Below are 23,839 nucleotides of genomic sequence, written 5' to 3'. Positions count from 1 at the left end.
AAAGGAGTTTGGCTTAGGCTCAATTCAGGGGGGTCTATGAATTATAGTTGGAATTGGGGTGTGCTTTTCCAGTCAACTGGCGTCGGTGATTCCACCTACATTGGCTGGATTTTAATTGGTTTGGGATGGTTGTTTGTCATTGCCTTAGTGGCATGGACAATCGCAATGATACTCGGCAGTATCCTCGGCATTATGCGTACCTTACCTAGCCCTGTGGCGCGAGGCATTGGTACTGCTTATGTGACTATTTTCCGTAATGTACCATTATTAATTCAGTTATTTATTTGGTTCTACGTGGTTCCAAATTTTCTACCGACACCCATCAAAAACTGGTGGATGAATGATCTTGGTGCAAATACTACCGCACTAATCTCAGCCAGTGTCGGCTTAGGTTTATTTACTGCAGCACGAGTCTGTGAACAGGTGCGTACAGGGATTGAAGCAATTCCACGCGGTCAAACCAATGCGGGTTATGCCATGGGTTTTAGTACGACACAGCTTTACCGCTACGTTATTTTACCGCAATCTTTTCGCACGATTTTGCCACCGCTCAGCTCTGAGTTAACCAACTGCGTTAAAAATACCTCTGTTGCATCTTTAGTGGGTGTTGCAGAAATTATTTCGCAGATGAAAACAATTAGTGAATACACGCAAAACACCATCGAAATTTATACCTATGTCACCATTATTTTCATCGTAATCAATATCTGTTTGATTGGTTTCATGAACTTGCTGGAAAAACGCTTACGTGTTCCTGGCCTAATTGCAGGAGATAAATAATGGATTGGCTTACTTCTTTTATACAAGACTTGCAATTGTCTGGCCCTGCACTTTGGCATGGTTTAAGTATTACTCTGAAAGTGGTTATTTCTGCCACAATTGGTGGAGTTTTGATTGGCACACTGTTAGCTTTAATGCGCTTATCATCAATTAAAGTGTTCAACATCTTTGCCAAAGGCTACGTTAACTTATTTCGCTCAATCCCTTTACTGTTGGTATTGATGTGGTTCTATTTTGCCGTACCATTTATCTATACAGGGATTACCGGCAATTACCTAACGATTGATACCGCATTGGTTTCCAGTATTGTGGCATTTATGCTATTTGAGGCCGCATATTTCTCTGAAATTGTCCGTGCTGGGATTCAATCAATTCCAAAAGGTCAAACCTCTGCGGCCTATGCCCTTGGCATGAGCTATAGCCAGTCCATGCGCCTGATTATTTTGCCGCAAGCCTTTCGCAAAATGACTCCATTGCTGTTACAGCAAACCATCATCCTCTTTCAAGATTCAACCATGGTGTATGCCATTGGATTACTCGACTTTTTCCGCACCAACTATGTCCGCGGTGACTTAATGTCATTACTCACGCAATATATTATTTTTGCAGGACTGGTGTATTTCACCATCAGTATGATTGCGACTTATGCAGTTAAAAAATTACAACGGAGGTTAAGTGTATGACCGATGCAAAAACAATGATCGACCTCCAAAATGTCAGTAAATGGTATAAAGATTTTCAAGTATTGACCGATTGCACCACGCAAATTAAACAAGGCGAAGTGGTTGTGGTTTGTGGACCTTCCGGCTCAGGTAAATCAACGTTAATTAAAACCGTGAATGGACTAGAACCCTTCCAATCCGGTCAAATACTAGTGGATGGCATTTCCATAAATGATGCAAAGACCGATTTAAATAAATTACGTAGCCGCGTCGGCATGGTGTTTCAGCACTTTGAATTATTCCCCCATTTGAGTATTACTGAAAACTTAACCATTGCCCAAGTCAAAGTATTAGGACGCTCAGAAGCAGAAGCCAAACAAAAAGGTTTAGCGTATTTGGAACGTGTTGGACTCAGTGCACACGCCAACAAATACCCTGCTCAGCTTTCAGGTGGTCAGCAACAACGTGTCGCCATTGCTCGCGCACTAAGTATGGACCCGATTGCCATGCTCTTTGATGAACCAACCTCTGCGCTCGATCCTGAGATGATTAATGAGGTATTGGATGTAATGGTTGGTTTAGCCAAAGAAGGTATGACCATGATGTGTGTGACGCATGAAATGGGTTTTGCCCGTCAGGTAGCGGATCGTGTAATCTTTATGGATCAAGGAAAAATTGTAGAAGACTGTACCAAAGACGAGTTCTTTAATACACCTCGTGGTGAACGTGCACAGCAATTCCTGAATAAAATTTTGCATTAAGTTACAGCGATGTTCGCGTCATACTACGTAACAAAAAAGCTCATCTAAGGATGAGCTTTTTTATATAGAACAGTGATAAAAAATGCAGCAAATTTACCAGTAGTTTTCTACTGCAATATTCCCCTCACCGCGGCGGTTCATGGTTAGCCCACGTGCTTTGAGTGCGGCTTTGGTGTCATCCACCATTTGTGGATTACCACAGAGCATGACATGAGTCGTATCAATATTAAATTCTAGCCCAGCAGCTTTTTCTAATTCACCATTTTCAATGAGCACCGGCAAACGGTCATGCAAAGCGGCATTTGGATCACGTGTAATAATTGGAATAAATTTAAATCCCTTATGCCCTTCACCAAAAGTTTCGGCAATTTCTTGAATTCGCTCGACATAAGCCAATTCTGATTCAGTACGTACACTGTAAACCAAATTGATCTTTTCGTATTTTGACCAAGTTTCAAAGTCCTGCAACATCGATAAAAATGGAGCAAGTCCAGTTCCTGTACCTAATAACCACAAGTCCTTTGGCAATGGCAGCTGATAACGTGCCAATGTTAAGAAACCATAAGGAATCTTTTCCAAATACAATTCGTCGCCAACTTGTAAATGTTGTAAGTTCGAAGTAAATGCACCATCTGGCACCACAATCGAAAAGAATTCTAAAGTCTCATCAAACGGAGATGACACCACCGAATAAGCCCGAACCACCAATTCATCGCCAACTTTTAACCCAATTCGTGCAAACTGCCCAGCAGTAAATTTAAAATGTGCGGGACGCGTCATGGTAAAACTGAACAAAGTATTGGTCCAACGGTGTACAGATAAAACCTTTTCTAAGCTAAATTTTTCAATTGACATGATTTGAACGTGGCGTGACAGACTATGCTCATGTTAGCATGACAGTATAATTTATTAATATTTTTTAAATGTTAAGGTCCAATTCATGCGCATGACTTTACGCCAGTTGGCTGTTTTTGTAGCAGTCGCTCAAGAAGGTACCGTTACTAAAGCTAGTGATGCTGTCAAACTTACTCAAAGTGCAGCAAGTATGGCTTTGGCCGACCTCGAAGATGGTCTAGGTGCTCCGCTGTTTGACCGTCTGGGTAAACGCCTACAATTGAATGACTTGGGTCGATTCTTGCTCCCTCAAGCTTTAGAAATTCTTGGACGCTGTGAAGCATTCGAACAAGCAGCCAAAGGTGAATTGCAAAGTATTGATTTACGTCTAGGTGCGACCTTAACCATTAGTGACTACCTAATGCCAGACTTGATGGCGAATTTCTTACAAATTCAGCCGCAAGCACATTTACAGCTTCAAGTGGGTAATACACGCCAAATGATTGAAGCGGTGAATCAATTTCAATTGGATTTGGCATTAATTGAAGGTTCATGCCATCTGCCACAGCTTCAATGCATTCACTGGCGTGATGATGAACTTGCTGTCTGTTGTTCACCTGAACATCCATTAGCAAAACTGGATCGTGCTTTAACCTCAGATGACTTTAATCATGTTGAATGGATCTTACGTGAAGAAGGTTCAGGTACTCGTGAAGTCTTTGACAATGCAATCTTAAAAGATTTACCAGATGCCAATATTCGTCTGACCCTAGGTCATAACGAGGCGATTTTAAAAATTGTCGCAGGCGGTCTTGGTATGTCGTGCATTTCTAAACTTGCAATTGAACCTTTACGCGAAAAAGGTCAATTGGTTGTGCTAAACACGCCATTCTGGCAGCTGGCACGTCCCCTGTTTATGCTTGTGCATCGTCAAAAGTATCAAGGGCCTGGACTAAAAGCCTTTATGCAATTCTGTGAAAAATAAAAAAAGCGCCTTAAGGCGCTTTTTTTATCTATTTTTAAATTGGCGTTCACATGGTTCGCCATCATTATTGCCGTCCATTTTCGTATTTGGACAATTATTATTAAAGAACACTGCTTCTTCGTATGAACGCATCTGACTGCAATGTGTACGTCCGTCACAACTGAACTTGGCTGGCGCTGCTTGTTGTACTGCTTGAGTCGATTTAGGTGTGACATCTACCACATCACGACGTAATTCACTCTTGCCTGTTCCATGCAAATTATGCAGACCTTGCTCACTCAGTACTTGGTCGGGTAAATCGCCCTGCGCTTTACGCTGTTCTTCTACAATCTGCTGTTGTTGCTGCATCAATTGCTGTGCGTGTAATTGCTTTTGTTCTTTATAGCTTTGATATTTGCCATAAACCATTACAACGAGCACAACTATAACAATCACTCCCACTAATCTGATGATTTTACTCAGTGGACTTACTGAAGCAACTTCATAACGCGGTGAGGCTGAAATAGGCTCACGTGAATGATCTTCTACAATTGTTGATTGCAAATTTTGTTCTGTAGCTTGTTGTTGCTTTAAATCCAAACGAACTATATTGACTGCTTTAAAATTGCCTTGATCTTCAGAAATAAGGTATTTCACTTTTTCACCGAGCTTTAATTCAATATGGCGGCTTGGTATGTCCGTTACGTGGAAAAACAAATCTTTCACTTGTTCGTTTTGTTGAATAAAGCCAAAGCCACGATCAGCATTATAGCTTTTGATTTTCCCCTCTAAAAACATATGGCTATCCAATTTTTATAATGATTATATATTAATAAAAAAGAGGCGAAGCCGCCTCTTTTTTATCTATTTAAGCTGAACGCAAAGTTCACAAAAGCTTACTTGCGGAGATTACTCAGTAAAGCAGAAGTAATAGATGTGTTGTTCGCTACAATTTTTGATTTTTTAGCACGTGTAGATTTATCTTCAGCACGTTCAATATTAATCGCTTTGTAACGGTCACCATTTTCAATGACATTAAATTGAACACGTTCGTTACGCTTTGGTTCACCTTCCGCCCCAGGAAAATCGGAAATATGAAAGAACACTTCCCCTTCTGCTGAAGCAATAAAACCGTACCCTTTTTCAGAATTGTACTGTTTAATTTTTCCTTGATATAACTCTGACTTCATGCGCTTAGCCTAATATCTAAATATGATTGCTACATTATATAAAAAAGAGGCTATTAAAGCCTCTTTTTGATTTCAGTTTAAAATTAATCTTTCTGAACTGAACCGAAAATTTTATCACCAGCATCGCCTAAACCAGGAACGATGTAACCATTTTCATTTAAGCCGTGGTCAACGGATGCAGTAAAGATGGTAACGTCTGGATGCGCCTCTTCTACACGTTTAATACCTTCTGGTGCAGCAACAAGAACCATCACACGGATATCTTTACAACCACTTGCTTTTAGAACATCAATTGCAGCAACTAAAGAAGAACCCGTTGCTAGCATTGGATCGATAATCATGGCTAAACGGTTTTGAACGTCTGGTACTAATTTTTTATAGTAGGTACGTGCTTCCAAAGTTTCTTCATCACGCTCTAAACCTAATACTGATACTTTTGCACTAGGAATAAGGTTAAGAAAACCATCTAACATACCAATACCAGCACGTAGAATTGGCACAACTGTTATTTTTTTGCCCGCAATACGGTCTACAGTTACTTTACCATTCCAGCCATCAATTTCATGATCAACCATAGGTAAATCTTTAGTTGCTTCGTAAGTCAAAAGCATGGTGACTTCTTGAGCAAGCTCACGGAAGTTTTTAGTACTAATGTCTGCACGACGAAGTAAGCCGAGTTTATGTCGGATTAACGGATGACGGATTTCATGGATAGCCACGGGAGAACACCTAAAAGGTTAAGATAAAATTTCATCTATTATAAAGCTATTTAACAAATGTTAAAAATAAAAAAACCCCCATTGCTGGAGGCTTTTTTGTAATAACTGAATTAATTGCTTAATTCATTAGTTAAAACCGCTTTGAATCAAGCTCATGATGAACTGTTGAAGCTCAGGTGAGATTGCAAAATATGCCACTTGAGATACTGCAATAATTGGATCTGGATATACACCGATCAACAATACTAATGCAGCTGCACCAAGCACCATGATACCACCCACTTTTTGGCCCCAATGATCGACAGCATCGATACGTGGGTTTTCTGGTGGTGTCATGTACATTACAACCATTACACGTAGGTAGTAGTACAAACCAATACCAGAACCAAGGATTACCATTGCCGCTAAGAACCATGAACCACCAGCTACCGCTGTTTTGATGACAAGGAACTTACCAATGAAGCCAGCAGTTAAAGGAATACCTGCAAGAGACAACATCATTACAGTCAGTGTTGCAGTCAATACTGGACGACGCCAGAACAAACCACGATACTCAGCAAGGCTACCTGCTTCATCTTTGTTGTTGTAAGGGCTAGACATTAATGTCACGACACCGAACGCACCGATTGTGGTTAATACATAAGTAATAACATATACGTTTACGCTGCTGAATGTCGCAAAGCCTTGTACTTGAACAAAGTCAGTATTACGAGCACTGATAATCGCCACAAGTAAGTAACCGAAGTGAGCAATTGAAGAGTATGCAAGGATACGTTTCAAGTTCACTTGACGCACTGCAAGTAAGTTACCCGCAAGGATAGACAATACTGCAATGATCGTTACGATTGTGATGAAGCTGTCTGAAAGGATTAAGCCAGAAGCCAAGAAGTAACGAACGAATAGACCGATCATTGCCACTTTAGCAACAGTTGCAAGGAATGTTGCGACTGGCGCTGGCGCACCTGCATACACGTCTGGAGTCCATTTATGGAATGGCGCAAGAGACAATTTGAATGCAACAGCAAATACGATTAATGCAAGACCTAATACCACGCCAGGTTGGCTGAAGTTGGTAAACATTTTACCTGGTTCAGCAACGAATGACATTGTACCTGTGTAGGCATAAACATATGCCATACCCATTAACAGCATTGCAGATGCAGTTGCTGAAAGTACTAGGTATTTAACGCCCGCTTCAAGTGATTGAGAACGTTGATGTGTATATGCCAATAGGCCGTATACAGGAATCGACATTAACTCAAGGCTGATGAAGAATGATGCATAGTGTGAACTTGCCACCATCAACATCGCACCAGTCACTGAACATAACATCAAGATGTATAGTTCTTCACGGTTGTCTTCATACTTTTCAATATAAGCATGTGACAAAGTACAGCAAGCAAGTGCTGCAACTAAAATCACAAACTGATACAACATCGTAAACGGATCTACAATGAATAAGTTCATTACGTTTGCAGGTGCATACTGCCCTGCAACCAGAACAAAAATAATGTAAAAGGCTGCAAGGTTCAGACCGATAACGGAAGTCGTTGCAACTAAATTGTGGTTACGCTTGATTGCAATTAGCAACATCACGACGATCGCAGTTAAAGCCACGATCATCACAGGAGCTAATGGCATAAGCTCAGAAAATGACATTGTGAAGTCCATGGCTTATTGCATCTCCACATTTTCAGGTTGTACAGCAATTTGCTGCACAACATCAACGACTTCTTGAACTGGAATATAACTGTTCGCAATCCACGCCATGCTTGAATTTGAAATATCAAGGAAGCTTTGTGGGAATAGACCAAGCCATACAAGACCAAGAGCACAGATTAAAAGAATCACAACTTCACGCGCATTTAAGTCTTTCAACGGATTTGCGTAATGCTGTTTTTGTTCTTCATTTGGCGTACCAAACAATGCTTTGTGAATCAGGATTAAACCGTAAAGACCAGCAAATACTAAGCTTACTGCAGCAAGAATTGTGTACACAGGGAACTTCGCGTATGAACCCATCAAGATCAGGAATTCACCGATAAAGTTACCAAGACCTGGAATACCTACAAGTGCAGCAACAAAGAACATTAAGAAGAATGATAAGTATTGGAACTGACCACGGATACCGCCCATTAAACGCATGTCACGTGTATGCAGACGTTCGTAAACTTGACCACACATAATGAACAATGCAGCAGAAGATAGACCGTGTGCAAGCATCATAATCATCAAGCCTTGGAATGTCAGGATGTTACCTGCATACAAAGCAAGAAGTACGAAGCCCATGTGCGAAATAGATGTGTACGCAAGCAGACGTTTCATGTCTGTTTGTTGGAATGCACACCAAGCACCGTAGAAAATACCAATTAGACCAAGAATGATCGCGATGTCAGCAAACTGAGCAGATGCTACTGGGAAGAATGGGATTACGAAACGTAAAAGACCATAAGCCGCAGTTTTAATCAAGATACCTGCAAGGTCAACAGAACCCGCTGTCGGTGCTTGAGCATGTGCATCTGGTAACCAGCCGTGTAATGGGAAAACTGGAAGTTTTACCGCAAAACCAATGAACATACAGATCATGAATGCATAAGCAATTGCTGGAGCTTGAGCTTCAATCGTATGCGCAACACTCATTAAGAAGTCATAGTTAAAGCTGATTTGACCATGAATTTGGTAGCCGACTACAACTAGACCCAAGATACCGATCAACATGATGAGACCAGCAACTTGTGTATAGATGAAAAATTTAGTCGCAGCGTAAACACGTGATTTACCGTCTGCCCCTTTATGACCCCATAACGCAATCAAGAAGTAGATTGGTACAAGCATCATCTCCCAGAAGAAGAAGAACAGGAACATGTCAATCGCAAGGAATACACCGATTACACCACCCAAAGACCATAAAAGGTTTAAGTGGAAGAAACCAACGTTCTTTTGAATCTCACCCCATGAACAACCTACTGCAAGTACACCTAGTAATGCAGTTAAGCCAACCATAAGCAGTGAAAGACCATCCACAGCTAAGTGAATGTTAATACCTAAAGTGGTAATCCACGGTAGGTTAAATTGAGCAGCCCACTGTGGAGCTTGTGTACCCAACTCGTAGTTATAAGTACCGTTTTGCCATAAAACAATGGTTAACACCAAAGTTAAAAGCATACCGATTAACGCGATATAACGTGGCAAGTGCTTGTCGAGTTTATCGACAAGCCAGCATACAAAACCTGCAATGAACGGAATAAGGATCAGAGCGGGTAGAATTAAATTGTTTGGAGTTTCCATTTTATTTCCCCACGACCTGAATCACGACCAGGATCAATAGTAATGCAAACGTACCGAATGCCATACTAGATGCGTATTCACGCAATGAACCTGTTTGACGTGAACTTGTAAAGCTATTACCGCCTTTAACAAGTGCAGGCAATACAAGCCATAAGCCGTCAATTGGATCACGACCAAAGATTTTAGCCAGTAGCAAATAAGGCTTAACGAAAACAATGTTGTACAAAGCATCGAAACCAAGTGCATTACGGCAGATATTTGCAAGCCCTGCACCCAGTGAAGTTTTAGCAAATGCTTTCACTGCGCTATAAGCAAAGGCAAACAACACCACACCAACAACCAAGCCTGCAAGTGCAATACCTACAGCTGTATATTCAGCGCTGTGCATACCATGCTCAAGTGCTTCTGGAACATTAAACGCTGGAATTTGCGCAGCATTTAGAATGTTTGTTACTGGTGCTTTTAATACATAAGCTAAACCAGTTGAAAGCACTGCAAGAATTGCCAATGGGCCCCAGTACGTGATGCCTTTAATTTCATGGTAAGGCGTGTTTTCTTTACCAAAGAATACAACCCAGATTAAACGGAATGTATAGATTGAAGTTAAGAATGCACCAGCTACACCAGTCCAGTACAAGCAATCATAAACTGCAACAGCTTGACCTTTCACCCATACTGCACCAAGAATCGCATCTTTTGAGAAGAAGCCGATTGTGATGAATGGGATCGCTGCCAATGCACCGCCACCAATTGCGAAACAAGCAAACAAGAATTTGTTTTTGTGGAAAAGACCACCCATCTTGAAGATGTTTTGTTCGTGATGGAATGCAAGAATCACCGCACCAGAAGACAAGAATAATAATGCCTTGAAGAATGCGTGAGTGAGCATGTGGAATAAACCAGCTTGGTAAGCTTCAGCACCTACAGCCATGAACATATAACCCAACTGACTCATTGTAGAGTAAGCAAGAATACGTTTGATGTCTGTTTGAACCAATGCTGCAAAACCAGCAACCAATAATGTCACCGCACCAGTAATCGAGATGAACATCATTACTTCAGGTGCTTGTTCAAACACAGAGAACATACGGCAGCATAGATAAACACCAGCTGTTACCATTGTCGCTGCGTGGATCAATGCAGATACTGGTGTAGGACCAGCCATCGCATCTGCCAACCATGTCTGTAATGGGATTTGTGCAGATTTACCTGCAGCGCCCAAGAACAACATTAAAGCAGTCCAAATCGTTAACGATGAACTTTCAACCATCACTGTTGGTGCAGCAGCAACTACTTCAGCAATGTTTAAAGTACCGAACTGTTGGTAGATTAAGAACAAAGCGATTAGTAAGAATACGTCACCCACACGTGTAACAGTGAATGCCTTAATTGCAGCAAAACCGTTCGCAGGTGTTTGGTAGTAGTAACCAATCAATAGGTAAGAACATAGACCTACGCCTTCCCAACCCAAGAATAACAACGCTAAGTTGTCACCCAATACAAGCAATAACATGCTTGCAACGAATAGGTTGAAGTAAGAGAAGAAACGTGCAAAGTCCTCTTCACCACGCATATACCACGTTGCAAAGATGTGAATTAGGAAACCAACACCAGTGATCATACCCATCATTAACAATGATAAGCCATCAAGGTGAAGCGTAAAGCCTGGTGCTAAATCACCTGCACTGAACCATGTCCAAAGGTGTTGAGTTGTCGCAACTGAACCATTGTTGACAAAGTCGATACCTGCAATCAATGCAAATAAAGCTGAAAGACCAACCGAACCTGCACCAATAATCGCTGCAACAGATTCAGGAAGGTTTTTACGCCCTGCCGCTAAAAGGATGAAACCGATTAGCGGAAATAATACTGTTAAATATAAATAGCTCATCCGCGCATCTCACTAGCAGCATCCACATCCAAGTGATGGAAGCGATGATAGAACTGAAGGACGATCGCAAGACCAATACACGCTTCGGCTGCAGCAAGCGTTAAGATCAAGATAAACATCACCTGACCGTCTGGCTGTGCCCAAGCACTACCTGCCAAAACGAACGCCAATGCAGCAGCGTTCATCATGATCTCGAGGCTCATTAAAATAAATAATAGGTTGCGTCGAACCATCACACCGTAAAAACCAAGTGCGAAAAGGATGGTTGCAACGATCAAACCATGTTCTAAAGGGATGTTGCCCATTATTGTTTGTCCTCTTCTGCACCTGGCTCACGTTTGCCAAGATGGAATGCAGCGACAAGCGCGCCAAGCAATAACATCGCAGCAACTTCAACCAGTAATAAGTACTGAGTAAAGAGTGTTGTACCAACTTGTTTTGGACCTACAACTTCAGCACCCATTAGAGCGCCAGCAGTTGTGTAGTCTGACTTCAGCATCCAAACAAGGATTAAACCCATAAGGAAGCTCATCAACGCAGGATAAGCCCACGCAGATGAAGTCAGCCATTTGCTTTCCTGTTCAACAGTATCCTGCCCAAGGTTTAGCATCATCACTACGAATACGAACAGCACCATAATTGCGCCGGCGTAAACAATAATTTCAAGTGCACCAGCGAATGGCGCACCTACGATCATGAAGATACCCGCTACCGCAAGTAAAGAGATGATCAAGCTTAATAAAGCATGTACAGGGTTCGTGTTGGTTACAACACGAACGGTAGAGACGATGGCCACAAGTGCCATCAAATAAAATGGCCACATCATGGTAATAGACTCCGTACATCAACTGGCGTGCTTTCGCGCTGCGCCTGACCTTTATCTTTACCAGCAACAGCCATACCTGTTACACGGTAAAAGTTGTATTCTGGGTATTTACCAGGACCAGAAATGAGTAAGTTTTCTTTCTCATATACCAAGTCTTGACGAACATATTCACCTAACTCAAAGTCAGGTGTCATTTGAATCGCAGTTGTTGGACATGCTTCTTCACACATACCGCAGAAAATACAACGAGAGAAGTTAATACGGAAAAACTCCGGATACCAACGACCATCTTCTTTTTCAGCTTTTTGTAGTGAAATACAGCCTACTGGACATGCAACCGCACAAAGGTTACATGCAACACAGCGTTCTTCGCCATCAGGGTCACGCGTTAATACAATACGACCACGGAAACGCGGTGGTACGATATCTTCGCCTTTAACCTCTGGATATAAAATGGTGTCACGTTTACGCGTCACGTGTGAGAAAACCATCCACAGTGAACGTACAATTGACCCAAATCCAGCTAGAAATTTAAACATTTTATTCTCCCTGCTGTCTTAGGCCTGATTCATCAGAATCACAGCACCAGTTACCAGAAGGTTAACCAACGCCAATGGCAAGCAAATTTTCCAACCAAAGTTCATCACTTGGTCATAACGTGGACGCATTAAAGAACCACGAGCCAAGACAAACATCATTACAAAGAATGCTGTTTTAATAATGAACCAGAACGCTGCTGGAACGAATGGAATTTCTAAGTTGAATGGCGCTAACCAACCACCGAAGAATAAGGTTACGATAAGCGCAGAGATCAGTACTACGTTGACGTATTCCGCAACGAAGAACATACCCCATTTCATACCACCGTATTCGACATGGTAACCTTCCGCCAATTCTTGTTCTGCTTCAGGTTGGTCAAATGGGTGACGATGCGTTACCGCAACACCCGCAACCACAAAGATTAAGAAACCTAAGAACTGAGGAATAACAAACCAAACATCACGTTGCGCTTCTACAATTTCACGCATATTGAATGAGCCAGCAATTGCAACCACACCCATCAATGAAATACCCAAGAACACTTCATACGAAATGGTTTGAGCTGCAGAACGTAGACCACCCAATAATGCATATTTGTTGTTTGATGACCAACCACCGAACAATACTGCGTATACCGCAATACCTGCCATTGCCATAAAGAACAATAGGCCGATGCTCATGTCTGAGACACCTAAGTAAGGTGAAACAGGAATAACCATGAACGACAGCACCGCAGTTGCCATCGCAACTGCTGGAGCCATACGGAAAGTAAGTTTGTCAGCAAACTTTGGTGTCCAGTCTTCCTTGAACATGATTTTCAACATGTCGGCAACGATCTGGAACATACCACCCGGACCTACGCGGTTCGGACCGTAACGGTCTTGCCACAAGCCGAGTAAACGACGCTCGATGAAAGACATCAACGCTGCGATCAATACTACAACCAGTAAGATCACAATAGCTTGCAGCACTGAATAGGCGATTGGCCAGTTTTCAGCCCACAGCGGCGTTTGACGGATTAATTCTTGTTCCATGAATTACACTCCTACCGCGACTGAAACAGGTTCTGCAAGCGATACTGTAGGTGCAATACCCACTGGATAACCGATATAACCTGTTGGTAAGTATTCAATCACTTGAACTGGAAGAACGATTTCAGCTTCACCAGTTTTCACTGTGATCTTCTGACCATCTTGAACATTCAAACGAGCAGCATCTTGTTCACCCACAGCAAACATTGCTTCTGGAATACGTGATTCCATCGCAGGCGTTTTCACTGTAAATTCACCTGAAGCGAAAATATGGTGCATTGGTACAAGACGGAAGCTTTCAGGGTTTGCAACCACTGGCGCTGGCGCTACAAATGTACGTGCAGGACGTTTTACTAGGCGATCGAATAAACGAATACCAGCATCACCACCTTTTAAGTGCCCCCCCACGTTGTCTTGGAATTTATTCCAAGCTTGTGGTGAGTTCCAACCTGCAGACCAAGCAAATGGTACAAGTGCAGCTGGAGTTTGGTTACCTACATAACCTTCCATTGAGAACGTCAACGCAGAGTCTTTATCGACTGGTTGCTTAGGTTCGTGAATAGAAAGTGGTGCACGCATTGCAGTACGACCAGAGTAACGACGTGGTTCACGAGCTACTTTAAGACCATGTACACGGAAGCCCGCATTTGGTGCTACATCTTGAATCGCTTCAAGTGCAGGTACGTTTTTCGCAACTGACTCGATGACGTCATCAAGTAATGTCCAAGAAATTGCCTTACCTTTAAGACCTGTTTCTAGGGCATGTAACCAACGCCAAGATTCTTTAATCGCAAGTTCTGGTTTGTAGTAGCTTGGGTCATACACTTGGTAGAAACGTTGTGCACGGCCTTCTTGCGATACCACAGTACCATCACCTTCAGCGAAACTTGCAGCAGAAAGAACGATATCTGCTTTTTTCACAGTTTCAGTTTCAGAGTGATCTAATACAATCACATCTTTACCCGAAAGCGCTGCATTCACTTGCGCTGCTGGTAAACGACGATAAAGATCGTTTTCAACCACAATCACTGCATCAAAATCTTGTGCAAATGCTTGCTCAAGGCTTTGACCACCCAAGATTGCCAAGCCCATTGAGTTCACTTCAGGAACAGTCAATGTCAAACCTGCATTTGAACCAAGGTTTTGTGCAACTTGCGCTGCTGCTTCCATGATTGATGCGTCTTGTAAGCTTGTACCAGAGATGATCAATGGTTTTTTCGCAGCTTTTAAGGTGTCAGCAATGGTTTGTGCAAATGCTTTCGCATCATCAGCAAGACCAGTAATGCTCTCGCCTGCTACTGCTGCAGCAACCGCAAAACCTAAACGCGCGATGTCGTTAGGAGAAGCAACCACTTCACCTGTTGCAACGTCAGCTAAACGTGTTTGAGTCGCAGCAAGAATGTAGATTGGAGATTTTTCATCTTGACCAATACGTTGTACAGGTTCAGCCAACCATTCTTGAGTACGACGCTCTGCTGCCATTTCTTTGGCTTTGTTTTTCGCCGCTTGACGAACAGACAATGCCATACGTGGCGCAGTTTGGGTTAAATCTTCACCCAAAATTAGCACTGCATCATAGCTTTCAATTTCACGCATTGTTGGGTTGTAAACACCCTCTGTTTGCATGATTGATGCCGCTAACTCAACCAAGTTTTGCTCTTTTTGAGACATACCTGTTGAGTAGTTTTCCTGACCTACTAATTCACGAAGCGCGAAGTTAGATTCAAGTGATGCACGTGGTGAACCGATACCCAATACTTTTTTAGCTTGGATATTTTCAATCACGGTATCAAGTGCTTGATCTACAGAAACTGTAGTCACGTTGCCGGCAGTACGGAACTGCGGTTGACGTGGACGATCTGCACGGTTCACATAACCTGTACCGAAACGACCTTTATCGCATAGGAAGTATTGGTTCACGTCACCGTTAAAGCGGTTTTCTACACGACGTAGTTCGCCATAACGCTCACCCGGAGAAATGTTACAACCTGAAGAACAGCCTTGGCATACGCTTGGCGCATACTGCATGTCCCACTTACGGTTATAGCGTTCTGAGTGAGTTTTATCCGTGAATACACCTGTTGGACATACTTCAGTCAAGTTACCAGAGAATTCAGATTCTAAAGTTCCTGATTCTGGGCGGCCAAAGTAAACACGTGATGCACTTGCATAAACACCGAAGTCTGTACCACCAGCATAATCTTTGTAGTAACGAACACAACGGTAGCACGCGATACAACGGTTCATTTCGTGAGAAATGAATGAGCCTAACTCTTGGTTGTAATGCGTACGTTTTGTGAAACGGTAGCGACGACGATCATGTTGTGTCATCACAGTCATATCTTGTAAATGACAGTGACCACCTTCTTCACACACTGGACAGTCGTGTGGGTGATTCGTCATTAAGAATTCTACAATTGAAGCACGGAAGTTTTTCGCTTCGTTATCTTCAATAGAGATATAGGTATTGTCAGCTGCTGGTGTCATACATGACATGACCAAACGACCACGGGTATCTTCCGGATTCGCATATTGAGTCACAGCACATTGACGGCAAGAACCGACAGAACCTAAGGATGGATGCCAACAAAAGTACGGGATATCAATACCCAAAGACAAACATGCTTGTAGCAAGTTCTCTGAGCCATTGACTTCGTACGATTTGCCATCGACATGAATTGTAGCCATAGTCGAATTCCTTAAACTTGTTCGGCGTTGCTAACTTGAGCAGCAGCATTCACTACTTTTGCTTCAAATTCGCCACGGAAATGTTTGAGCGCGCCCATAAGCGGTTCCATTGCACCCGGTGCATGGGCACAGAAAGTTTTACCAATCCAAAGCTTACGAGTAAGTTCTTGTAAGTGATCGATATCTTCTTTCTTACCTTCGCCATTTTCTAAAGCTTTTAATGCTTTAACAGCCCAAGGTAGACCATCACGGCAAGGCGTACAGAAACCACATGATTCACGCGCGAAGAATTCTTCTAAGTTACGTGTCGCAGAAACCATACACTGAGTTTCATCAACAACCATCAGCAAACACGTACCTAAACGTGAACCTGCTTTCATGATGCTCTCAGCATCCATAGGAAGATCGATGTGTTCAGCAGCAAGGAAGTCGGTAGACGCACCACCTGGCAACCAAGCTTTTAGTTTAAGACCATCACGCATACCACCAGCATGATCTTCAATCACTTCACGCGCAGTCGTACCAAATGGCAGCTCCCAAAGACCTGGGAATTTTACTTTGCCTGAAGCGCCGTAAATTTTTGTGCCTGGATCTTTCGACTTACCTTCAGATAAACCGATGTACCATTCAGGACCACGAAGCATAATTGCTGGTAAGTTGTTGTAAGTCTCTACGTTATTGACAATCGTAGGACGACCCCAAGCACCTGCAACTTGCGGGAATGGCGGTTTAGTACGTGGGTTTGCACGACGACCTTCAAGCGAGTTAATCAATGCAGTTTCTTCACCACAGATATAACGACCCGCACCGGTATGTACGTGTAAATCAAAGCTCCAACCTGTTCCTTGAATATTTTCACCCAAGTAACCTTTGGCACGAATTTGATCAAGCGCTTCATTTAAGTAGCCAGCAGCTTCGATGTATTCGCCACGGATGAAGATATAACCTTGTGTTGCTTCTAATGTATAAGCAGCAATCAACATACCTTCAATCAGTTGGTGAGGAAGTTTTTCCATCAACAAACGGTCTTTGAACGTACCTGGTTCCATTTCATCGGCATTACAGATCAGGTAACGTGGGCCTGAGTTATCGTTTGGTGCCATAAGCGACCATTTGATCCCTGCAGGGAAACCAGCACCACCACGACCTTTTACAGTCGCTGCTTTAATAACATCAAGCACTTCTTTTGGTTGCATGCCAATTGCTTTTTTAAAGCCAGCATAACCCTCAAGTGCTTCATAATCGTCTGCACTGCGTACGTGTTCCTGTTTACTCAAACGCCAAGTTAATGGGTGAGTTTCTGGGTTACCGTCGCCATAAATTGGTTTTGGTTCAGTATTCATACATACTTCTCCAATAACTGTTTAATTGAAGTCACTTCAACTAGACCGTGAGTGTCTTCGTCAATCATTAACGTCGGACCTTTATCACAGTTCCCCAAACAGCAAATTGGCAGTAGCGTAAAACGACCATCAGCAGTCGTTTGGCCAAATGAAATACCCAATTCACGTTGGAATGCTTCAGCAAGCGTTTCCGCACCCATCAAGAAGCAAGCGATCGAATCACATAATAAAATTACGTGACGGCCTACTGGCTGACGGTAAATACGGTTATAGAACGTTGCAACACCTTCTAAGTCTGCAAGAGTCATGCTAAGCATTTGTGCAATAGCATTCATCTGAGCATCATCTACCCAGCCATTACGGCGTTGTACACATTTCAATGCATCAAGACATGCTGCACGAGGGTACGGGTAGTGACCGATGTGATGTTCGATATCGTGGATTTCTTCCGCAGTTAAAATCCCTTCAACGTTCACACGCGGTTTTTTGTCAGTCAAAATCATCATAATGCGATTACCCCTTAGCGATCCACGTCAGCCATTACGACGTCAATTGTCGCTAAATAAATGATTAAGTCAGACATTAAGCTGCCGTTAATCACAGAAGGCATTTGCTGTAAATGCGTGAAAGTTGGTGTACGGATACGGGTACGGTAACTCATGGTTGACTTGTCTGAAGTCAAGTAGTAGTTCGACGCGCCTTTTACCACTTCCGCCATTACAGAGCTTTCGCCTGCTGGCATTACAGGACCCCATGACACGCTCAAGAAGTGCGTAATCAAAGTTTCGATGTCTTGTAAAGTCTTGTCTTTTGGTGGTGGAACAGCCAGTGGATGGTCTGCTTTATGTGCACCAGAAGGCATGTTATCTAAACATTGCTTGATGATTTTTAGTGATTCTTCAATTTCACGGAAGTGAACAATCACACGCGCATAAGCATCGCCTTCGTACTCAAGTGGTACATCGAAGTCGTAGTTTTCATAACCGCTATAAGGACGGTATTTACGTACGTCGAAATCAATACCTGTTGCACGTAGACCAGTACCTGTTACACCCCAAGCCAATGCAGATTTTGCATCGTACTGAGCAACGTTACGGGTACGACCAATAAACACAGAGTTTTTAAGTGCTGCTGTGTAATATTCGTTCATACGTTTAGGCATCCATTCGAGAATTTCACGAATGAGTTTTTGCCAGTTGTTTGGAAGGTCATGCGCAGTACCACCAATACGGAACCATGCTGGGTGCATACGGTAGCCTGTGATCGCCTCAATAGCGTCATAGATTTTTTGACGATCGGCGAACATATAGAACACTGGCGTCATACCGCCGGCATCCTGAATTGCTGTACCAATGAACAATAAGTGGTTATTGATACGGAACAATTCAGACATCATGACACGGATACATTGTGCACGGTCAGGAACGGTGATGCCTGCCATTTGTTCCACGCCCATCACATAAGGCATGTTTTGCGCACAACCACCTAGGTAGTCGACACGGTCAGTATAAGGAATGAATGAATGCCAGGTTTGACGTTCAGCCATCTTTTCCACACCACGGTGGTGATAACCGATGTCAGGCACACAGTCTTTCACTTCTTCGCCATCTAACTGCAAGATCACACGGAATGCACCGTGCGCAGATGGATGGTTCGGACCCAAGTTCAGGAACATGAAGTCTTCGTCGGCATTACCGCGTTTTAGACCCCAGTCTTCAGGAACAAAGCGCAAGTGTTCTTGCTCGAAATCCTGTTTCGCCTGGTTCTGCATATATGGGGTATATTCAGTGGCACGTGCAGAATATTCTTTACGAAGCGGGTGACCTTCCCAATACGTTGGCAACAAGATACGACGGAGCATTGGATGCCCTTCGAAGTTAATGCCAAACATATCGTATGCTTCACGTTCGTACCAGTTGGCATTTGGCCAAATGTTGGTTGCTGTTGGAAGATTTACATCATTCTCATTCAACGCAACTTTAATACGAATATCACTGTTACGCTCTAGCGATAACAAATGATAGAACACGGTGAAGTCAGACGCAGGTAAACCGTCGCGGTGCGTACGTAAACGCTCATCTACCGCCGACAAGTCAAATAGCATCACGTATGGACGTGACACTGTGCGCAAGAACATTAAAACTTCTTGTACACGTGCGCGCTCAACCCAGACTGTTGGAAAGTCTTCAAAAGTCGTTTGCACGTAGAAGTTCTCACCAAACTTGGTTTTGAGCTCTTCTACAATTGCAAATGCAGGGCGTGAATCAACAGGCGTTGATTCTGGCATAGCAATGTCAGTTTCAGCCATTAGCTTGGCTTCCTATTTAATACAAATTCAGTCAATCAAAACGACAATTACACCCAGACCGGGTGTATCAATATTTCATCGTAAAGATTATTTAATTTCATCCATTGAGCGCAGGTTTTTCACCGCAATACGCTCTGCATTTTTACGGTCACGTTCTGGCATCATCTTTGGCTTATACACTGGCTTAAGATCATCACCAATAACCGCAGAAAGTGGTCGGCGCTCAAGTTGAATCTGGTCTTGCAATAACATCAATGCCTGAATTAAAGCTTCAGGACGTGGTGGGCAACCTGGGATATATACATCGACAGGGATGATTTTATCCACACCTTGTACAACTGAATAAATGTCGTACATACCACCAGAGTTTGCACATGCGCCCATTGAGATTACCCATTTAGGCTCAAGCATTTGCTCGTACAAACGTTGAATTACAGGCGCCATTTTCATGAAGCAAGTACCTGCAACAATCATCAAGTCAGCCTGACGTGGTGAAGCACGAATAACCTCGGCACCAAAACGTGACAAGTCATGCACGCCTGTTAAAGTCGTTGCATACTCTACGTAGCAGCAAGATGTACCAAAGTTAAACGGCCAAACTGAGTTCTTACGACCCCAGTTTACTGCTGTATGTGCCACGTCCTCTAAACGAGTCATGAACACATTTTTATTCACTTCTTCTTCAAGCGGATCTGTAACGATTTGACGCTCTTGAAGTGGATATTGGTCAGCATCCGGATTCGCACGGGTTAAGGTATATTTCATCCCGTATTACTCCTTGTCAGATGATGCAGTCGGTGATTTAGGTTTCACACGACCAGATGATTGCGCTGGAATTTGACCCGTAGGGTCCATAACCAACTCTTCAATAGAGTTAAAGCGTGTGATTTCTGCGATGTCCATATTTGGCGAACCAACTTTAGGTTTAATTCCTGCCGCTTTACGTTTGTCAGAAGGTGACCAATTTAAACCACCAGTAGACAACTCATAAACCAAACCAGCAAGTAAAACTAAAATAAAGACTGCTGCAGCTGCAAAACCAACCCAACCTGTCTCACGAACAGATGATGCCCATGCATAAAGGTAAAGTGCTTCGATATCAAACACGACGAAGAAAATTGCAACTAAATAGAATTTCGCAGACAAGCGAATACGTGCACCACCAGCACCTACTACACCTGACTCAAACTGCTCTTGCTTAGCACGACCCCATGATTTACCCCCAAGGAGTAAAGGGACGGTCAGCATAAAGACGCAAAGGAATGTAACGCCGATCACGAAGGCAATAATTGCCCAATCGTATGGAGTAATGGCACTCATGCGGGGATAACTCCTGGCAGGCCTATTTATTAACAAAGAATGTATGTATTGGCCTTCAAATACACCAAACACAAAATTAATCCCGCCAATTGTACCTGATTGACACGGCTTGTTGCTAGCTTATCGGTATTCGTCTTTAGGATGATTTTTTAATCATTTCAGCATTAAAGTCAGCTTTACTCCCTTAAAATTAGGATTGATCGTTTATATGAATTAAATTTAATTTTTTTATTATTTTTTCTACTTAGTGGATTTTTTACAAAAATTATGACTGGCTAGTTTTATTAAAAAAGGCGCATGAATTAAGTGGGATTACTTCTTTTTGCAAGAATTGATGAAATAGACTATTTATTTTCTAAATACAAGTTACACCTATTTTAGATGAATTACTGAACAAATTAAGTTATTCATCGGCACAAAATAACCTCCCTCCCGTTTAACTTTGGAAATGTCCTATTTACTCAAATTTGGCTTTGTTGTGGATTTTTTGCAACACTTTGACATCCAATTTAAAGAATGTGATATTGGTAGATAAAACACAATAAGCAATCACAACGGAGAGACAATAATGACTTTAGAATTCACGCATAAACCGGATTATTTTCTATCTGCGCAGCTTGTGATCCATCATATTAAAAACTATTTAGAAAAGCACCCAGATGCTCAGAATGCGATTTTTGATTTACGCGATGTTTATGAATTACTTCGCCAAGACTTAGCTTCTGCAACCACTAATTTAAACGGTATCATGAACATTGCAGATGAATATAAGCTCGAAACTTTAAATGGCGATCAAAAGCTCATTAGCAATTATTCAATTGATGCCAAAAATAATTCACTATTAATTGATTTCAATGCCGATGCTCTCGCTGCTTTAAAAGACGGCAAGCCCATTATTGAGCCAGATGCAACAATTACCGAATAAGTTTATTTAATTCAACAAAGCCTATATAAAAAGCCATTCAAAATTGAATGGCTTTTTATATAGGCTTAAATAAAATGATAAGCAATAACGTCTTTAATTTGCATCAGGCTCGTTTAAATCCTTCGACTCTGCTTTACGCTTGGATTGCTTTTTAAAACGTGTGGCAGGCCAACGCATTGTGAAACGTGCCCCCCCCAACTCAGGACTTGCATCAATCACCACCGTACCACCAAACCAATAGGCAATACGACTCACAATGGAAAGTCCGAGACCATAACCACCCGATGCACGAGTACGACTATCATCTAGACGCGCAAAAGCATCAAAAATACGCTGACGATCTTCTTCTGGAATACCAGGCCCATCATCCTCTACACAGATATAGGCCATTCCATCATCATCAACACCACCACTCATCAATACGCGATCATCACAATAACGCACCGCATTACCGACCAAGTTTTGAATCACACGGTGCAAATAACGACGTTCGGTTTCAACAATCACACCTATAGGTGGAGCTTGCAGCTCAAGCTGTTTGCCGGTTTTGAGTGCCTCAGTTTCAATCAATACTTGATCCAACACTTCAAACAGACTGACATCTTCAAATTCTAAAGATGGCATGCCCTGCTCAAGTTTGGCATAAGTCATGATTTCATCAATTAAAGTATTCAGCGCTTCAATATCTTTATCAATCTGTTCGACTTGCTGCTGACGATAGTCATAATCATCTTCATCCGCCATCATTTCTACGCCAAAGCGAATACGCGCAACAGGTGTCCGCAACTCATGCGATACCGCACGCATTAATTCACGTTGCGCCTCAATTAAACGCTCAATATGGTCAGACATCGAGTTATAGCTAGACGCCAAAGTACCAAACTCATCTGTACCATCTACAGGTAGACGTACAGTTAAATCACCACCCTTCATTTTATTCAATGCATAATTTACTGCACGCAGTTTGCGCTGCATTGGAATTAACAAACCATACACACCCAAGCTCAAGACAAACAAGCTAAGCAAGGTGATCCCTGCTGCCAATTGGAATGGCATCCAATTAAATAGCGGCACAGGCCCCATAACCAAAACTTCAGAGGTTGAGCTTGGAATAGGTGAAACGATTGAAATCGTTGTACCACGCTCAGTTGCACTATCACGATATAAAATAATGCTGTGATCGAGTCTGAGACGGCCTATTTGTTCCGAATCTAGTGGTAAATTTTGAACACTCTGAATGGAAATAGGATAAGAAAAATGATGCTGAATTTTTTCTAAATACTGCTTTTCTTGACCAGGGTAATAAACCAAATAATCAAGAATGAAGACAGGCAATGCTTTCATCTGGCGTTCGGTAATATTATCAGCCTTGATATAAAGCAAATGCTCAGGGTCGTCTTTTAAACCCAAAATAATATATGCAGCCGTGGTTTGTGCATCCCAACGAACAACAGCTTTACGCTCTTCAATTCGTTTGGATTCCGCACGGGTTAAATCGACTTGATTCGACTTAACATAATAGATGGGCAACTCAAGCAAATCCGATGCATCAGACACCCAATCTGACTTTTGCTGCTCATTTGGCTGACGCGCTATGCCTTCACTAATAATAAAGGCAAGCCCATCGGTAAGAGACTCACGATACTCTTGCGCGCGCTGGTAGTTAATAATTTGTACCAGCAAATAGCCGAATGTTGCGACGAGAAAGACTAATATCAGTAGTCCTGCATAGACGCGCAAGAATATGCTGTGTTTAAACACGTATGAAG

At 42.5% G+C, this 23,839-nt stretch carries 23 protein-coding genes; 5 read left to right on the top strand and 18 right to left on the bottom strand.

Features of this window, described 5'->3' with window-relative positions; genetic code table 11:
* The first annotated feature begins 36 nt into the window (after positions 1–36).
* Genes FTT84_RS05295 through FTT84_RS05285 form a run of 3 tightly spaced genes read left to right on the top strand, consistent with a single transcriptional unit; the run spans position 37 to position 2,203 of the window.
* Positions 37–780, top strand: coding sequence for an amino acid ABC transporter permease (locus tag FTT84_RS05295; protein ID WP_067764637.1), 744 nt, complete (start codon positions 37–39; stop codon positions 778–780).
* Entirely contained in the window at positions 780–1,463 is a 684-nt protein-coding gene (locus FTT84_RS05290; protein WP_067764640.1) for an ABC transporter permease subunit, read from the top strand. The genes FTT84_RS05295 and FTT84_RS05290 overlap by 1 nt, the downstream gene beginning before the upstream one ends.
* A 14-nt stretch (positions 1,464–1,477) precedes the next feature.
* A complete protein-coding gene (locus FTT84_RS05285) occupies positions 1,478–2,203 on the top strand; it encodes an amino acid ABC transporter ATP-binding protein (RefSeq protein WP_171256689.1) in 726 nt (241 codons plus the stop codon).
* A gap of 93 nt (positions 2,204–2,296) precedes the next feature.
* On the opposite strand, the gene FTT84_RS05280 is transcribed toward FTT84_RS05285, so the two are convergent.
* The gene (locus FTT84_RS05280; RefSeq protein ID WP_180080227.1) at positions 2,297–3,058 is read right to left on the bottom strand and encodes a ferredoxin--NADP reductase; all 762 of its coding nucleotides are present in this window, start codon (positions 3,056–3,058) and stop codon (positions 2,297–2,299) included.
* 85 nt (positions 3,059–3,143) lie between these two features.
* Here FTT84_RS05280 and gigC point away from each other — a divergent pair, with 85 nt between their 5' ends.
* Positions 3,144–4,022, top strand: a complete 879-nt coding sequence (gene gigC, locus FTT84_RS05275) for a LysR family transcriptional regulator GigC (RefSeq protein ID WP_180080224.1) — start codon at positions 3,144–3,146, stop codon at positions 4,020–4,022.
* A gap of 24 nt (positions 4,023–4,046) precedes the next feature.
* Here gigC and FTT84_RS05270 read toward each other — a convergent pair whose 3' ends face one another.
* From FTT84_RS05270 to ndhC, 16 genes are all read right to left on the bottom strand, one after another.
* Positions 4,047–4,799, bottom strand: a complete 753-nt coding sequence (locus tag FTT84_RS05270; RefSeq protein ID WP_180080221.1) for a cold shock domain-containing protein — start codon at positions 4,797–4,799, stop codon at positions 4,047–4,049.
* A gap of 98 nt (positions 4,800–4,897) precedes the next feature.
* A complete protein-coding gene (locus FTT84_RS05265; protein ID WP_180080218.1) occupies positions 4,898–5,191 on the bottom strand; it encodes a cold-shock protein in 294 nt (97 codons plus the stop codon).
* Between the two features lie 83 nt (positions 5,192–5,274).
* On the bottom strand, positions 5,275–5,910 hold the full coding sequence (upp, locus tag FTT84_RS05260) for a uracil phosphoribosyltransferase (RefSeq protein WP_067764665.1): 636 nt from the start codon (positions 5,908–5,910) through the stop codon (positions 5,275–5,277).
* A 126-nt stretch (positions 5,911–6,036) separates the two neighbouring features.
* A complete protein-coding gene (gene nuoN, locus FTT84_RS05255) occupies positions 6,037–7,581 on the bottom strand; it encodes an NADH-quinone oxidoreductase subunit NuoN (RefSeq protein WP_067764668.1) in 1,545 nt (514 codons plus the stop codon).
* Between the two features lie 3 nt (positions 7,582–7,584).
* A complete protein-coding gene (gene nuoM, locus FTT84_RS05250) occupies positions 7,585–9,198 on the bottom strand; it encodes an NADH-quinone oxidoreductase subunit M (RefSeq protein ID WP_067764671.1) in 1,614 nt (537 codons plus the stop codon).
* 1 nt (position 9,199) lies between these two features.
* Entirely contained in the window at positions 9,200–11,089 is a 1,890-nt protein-coding gene (nuoL, locus tag FTT84_RS05245; RefSeq protein ID WP_067764674.1) for an NADH-quinone oxidoreductase subunit L, read from the bottom strand.
* A complete protein-coding gene (gene nuoK / locus FTT84_RS05240) occupies positions 11,086–11,394 on the bottom strand; it encodes an NADH-quinone oxidoreductase subunit NuoK (RefSeq protein ID WP_067665227.1) in 309 nt (102 codons plus the stop codon). Before nuoK ends, nuoL begins: the two co-directional genes overlap by 4 nt.
* Positions 11,394–11,912 (bottom strand): NADH-quinone oxidoreductase subunit J, encoded by a 519-nt coding sequence (gene nuoJ, locus FTT84_RS05235; RefSeq protein WP_171256690.1) that lies wholly within the window; start codon positions 11,910–11,912, stop codon positions 11,394–11,396. The genes nuoK and nuoJ overlap by 1 nt, the downstream gene beginning before the upstream one ends.
* On the bottom strand, positions 11,912–12,454 hold the full coding sequence (gene nuoI, locus FTT84_RS05230; RefSeq protein ID WP_067764680.1) for an NADH-quinone oxidoreductase subunit NuoI: 543 nt from the start codon (positions 12,452–12,454) through the stop codon (positions 11,912–11,914). The genes nuoJ and nuoI overlap by 1 nt, the downstream gene beginning before the upstream one ends.
* 18 nt (positions 12,455–12,472) lie before the next feature.
* Complete coding sequence (gene nuoH, locus FTT84_RS05225; protein ID WP_067764683.1) at positions 12,473–13,489, bottom strand: NADH-quinone oxidoreductase subunit NuoH; 1,017 nt, start codon at positions 13,487–13,489, stop codon at positions 12,473–12,475.
* Positions 13,490–13,492: 3 nt separating this feature from the next.
* Positions 13,493–16,174 carry an NADH-quinone oxidoreductase subunit NuoG gene (nuoG, locus tag FTT84_RS05220; RefSeq protein WP_067764686.1) on the bottom strand — a complete coding sequence of 894 codons (2,682 nt, stop codon included), beginning with the start codon at positions 16,172–16,174 and terminating at the stop codon, positions 13,493–13,495.
* An 11-nt stretch (positions 16,175–16,185) separates the two neighbouring features.
* Positions 16,186–17,517 carry an NADH-quinone oxidoreductase subunit NuoF gene (nuoF, locus tag FTT84_RS05215; RefSeq protein WP_067764689.1) on the bottom strand — a complete coding sequence of 444 codons (1,332 nt, stop codon included), beginning with the start codon at positions 17,515–17,517 and terminating at the stop codon, positions 16,186–16,188.
* A complete protein-coding gene (gene nuoE, locus FTT84_RS05210) occupies positions 17,514–18,023 on the bottom strand; it encodes an NADH-quinone oxidoreductase subunit NuoE (RefSeq protein ID WP_067764692.1) in 510 nt (169 codons plus the stop codon). The genes nuoF and nuoE overlap by 4 nt, the downstream gene beginning before the upstream one ends.
* Positions 18,024–18,037: 14 nt before the next feature.
* Positions 18,038–19,825 carry an NADH-quinone oxidoreductase subunit C/D gene (gene nuoC / locus FTT84_RS05205; protein ID WP_180080215.1) on the bottom strand — a complete coding sequence of 596 codons (1,788 nt, stop codon included), beginning with the start codon at positions 19,823–19,825 and terminating at the stop codon, positions 18,038–18,040.
* Between the two features lie 87 nt (positions 19,826–19,912).
* On the bottom strand, positions 19,913–20,590 hold the full coding sequence (locus tag FTT84_RS05200; protein WP_067764700.1) for an NADH-quinone oxidoreductase subunit B family protein: 678 nt from the start codon (positions 20,588–20,590) through the stop codon (positions 19,913–19,915).
* Between the two features lie 6 nt (positions 20,591–20,596).
* Complete coding sequence (gene ndhC, locus FTT84_RS05195; protein ID WP_067764703.1) at positions 20,597–21,145, bottom strand: NADH-quinone oxidoreductase subunit A; 549 nt, start codon at positions 21,143–21,145, stop codon at positions 20,597–20,599.
* A 568-nt stretch (positions 21,146–21,713) separates the two neighbouring features.
* Here ndhC and FTT84_RS05190 point away from each other — a divergent pair.
* On the top strand, positions 21,714–22,070 hold the full coding sequence (locus tag FTT84_RS05190) for a hypothetical protein (RefSeq protein ID WP_180080212.1): 357 nt from the start codon (positions 21,714–21,716) through the stop codon (positions 22,068–22,070).
* A 93-nt stretch (positions 22,071–22,163) separates the two neighbouring features.
* Here FTT84_RS05190 and bfmS read toward each other — a convergent pair whose 3' ends face one another.
* Positions 22,164–23,831: a sensor histidine kinase BfmS gene (bfmS, locus tag FTT84_RS05185; RefSeq protein WP_180080209.1), complete on the bottom strand. Its 1,668-nt coding sequence runs from the start codon at positions 23,829–23,831 to the stop codon at positions 22,164–22,166.
* Positions 23,832–23,839 lie beyond the last annotated feature (8 nt).

Source organism: Acinetobacter sp. YH01019 (assembly GCF_013420285.1).
GTDB classification, from domain to species: domain Bacteria; phylum Pseudomonadota; class Gammaproteobacteria; order Pseudomonadales; family Moraxellaceae; genus Acinetobacter; species Acinetobacter gandensis.
The sequence above is the reverse complement of the archived record's forward strand: the minus strand, read 5'-3'. Positions and strand labels throughout refer to the sequence as shown.

Coding starts and splice junctions, on each gene's coding strand:
- FTT84_RS05265 (WP_180080218.1), bottom strand. CDS start 5,191: ATGAAGTCAGAGTTATATCAAGGAAAAATTAAACAGTACAATTCTGAA.
- ndhC (WP_067764703.1), bottom strand. CDS start 21,145: ATGAGTGCCATTACTCCATACGATTGGGCAATTATTGCCTTCGTGATC.
- nuoM (WP_067764671.1), bottom strand. CDS start 9,198: ATGGAAACTCCAAACAATTTAATTCTACCCGCTCTGATCCTTATTCCG.
- nuoE (WP_067764692.1), bottom strand. CDS start 18,023: ATGATGATTTTGACTGACAAAAAACCGCGTGTGAACGTTGAAGGGATT.
- nuoH (WP_067764683.1), bottom strand. CDS start 13,489: ATGGAACAAGAATTAATCCGTCAAACGCCGCTGTGGGCTGAAAACTGG.
- nuoJ (WP_171256690.1), bottom strand. CDS start 11,912: ATGTGGCCATTTTATTTGATGGCACTTGTGGCCATCGTCTCTACCGTT.
- FTT84_RS05290 (WP_067764640.1), top strand. CDS start 780: ATGGATTGGCTTACTTCTTTTATACAAGACTTGCAATTGTCTGGCCCT.
- FTT84_RS05280 (WP_180080227.1), bottom strand. CDS start 3,058: ATGTCAATTGAAAAATTTAGCTTAGAAAAGGTTTTATCTGTACACCGT.
- nuoN (WP_067764668.1), bottom strand. CDS start 7,581: ATGGACTTCACAATGTCATTTTCTGAGCTTATGCCATTAGCTCCTGTG.
- FTT84_RS05270 (WP_180080221.1), bottom strand. CDS start 4,799: ATGTTTTTAGAGGGGAAAATCAAAAGCTATAATGCTGATCGTGGCTTT.
- nuoF (WP_067764689.1), bottom strand. CDS start 17,517: ATGAATACTGAACCAAAACCAATTTATGGCGACGGTAACCCAGAAACT.
- FTT84_RS05200 (WP_067764700.1), bottom strand. CDS start 20,590: ATGAAATATACCTTAACCCGTGCGAATCCGGATGCTGACCAATATCCA.
- nuoI (WP_067764680.1), bottom strand. CDS start 12,454: ATGTTTAAATTTCTAGCTGGATTTGGGTCAATTGTACGTTCACTGTGG.
- nuoG (WP_067764686.1), bottom strand. CDS start 16,174: ATGGCTACAATTCATGTCGATGGCAAATCGTACGAAGTCAATGGCTCA.
- nuoL (WP_067764674.1), bottom strand. CDS start 11,089: ATGAGCTATTTATATTTAACAGTATTATTTCCGCTAATCGGTTTCATC.
- FTT84_RS05285 (WP_171256689.1), top strand. CDS start 1,478: ATGATCGACCTCCAAAATGTCAGTAAATGGTATAAAGATTTTCAAGTA.
- FTT84_RS05190 (WP_180080212.1), top strand. CDS start 21,714: ATGACTTTAGAATTCACGCATAAACCGGATTATTTTCTATCTGCGCAG.
- gigC (WP_180080224.1), top strand. CDS start 3,144: ATGCGCATGACTTTACGCCAGTTGGCTGTTTTTGTAGCAGTCGCTCAA.
- FTT84_RS05295 (WP_067764637.1), top strand. CDS start 37: ATGAATTATAGTTGGAATTGGGGTGTGCTTTTCCAGTCAACTGGCGTC.
- nuoK (WP_067665227.1), bottom strand. CDS start 11,394: ATGGGCAACATCCCTTTAGAACATGGTTTGATCGTTGCAACCATCCTT.
- nuoC (WP_180080215.1), bottom strand. CDS start 19,825: ATGGCTGAAACTGACATTGCTATGCCAGAATCAACGCCTGTTGATTCA.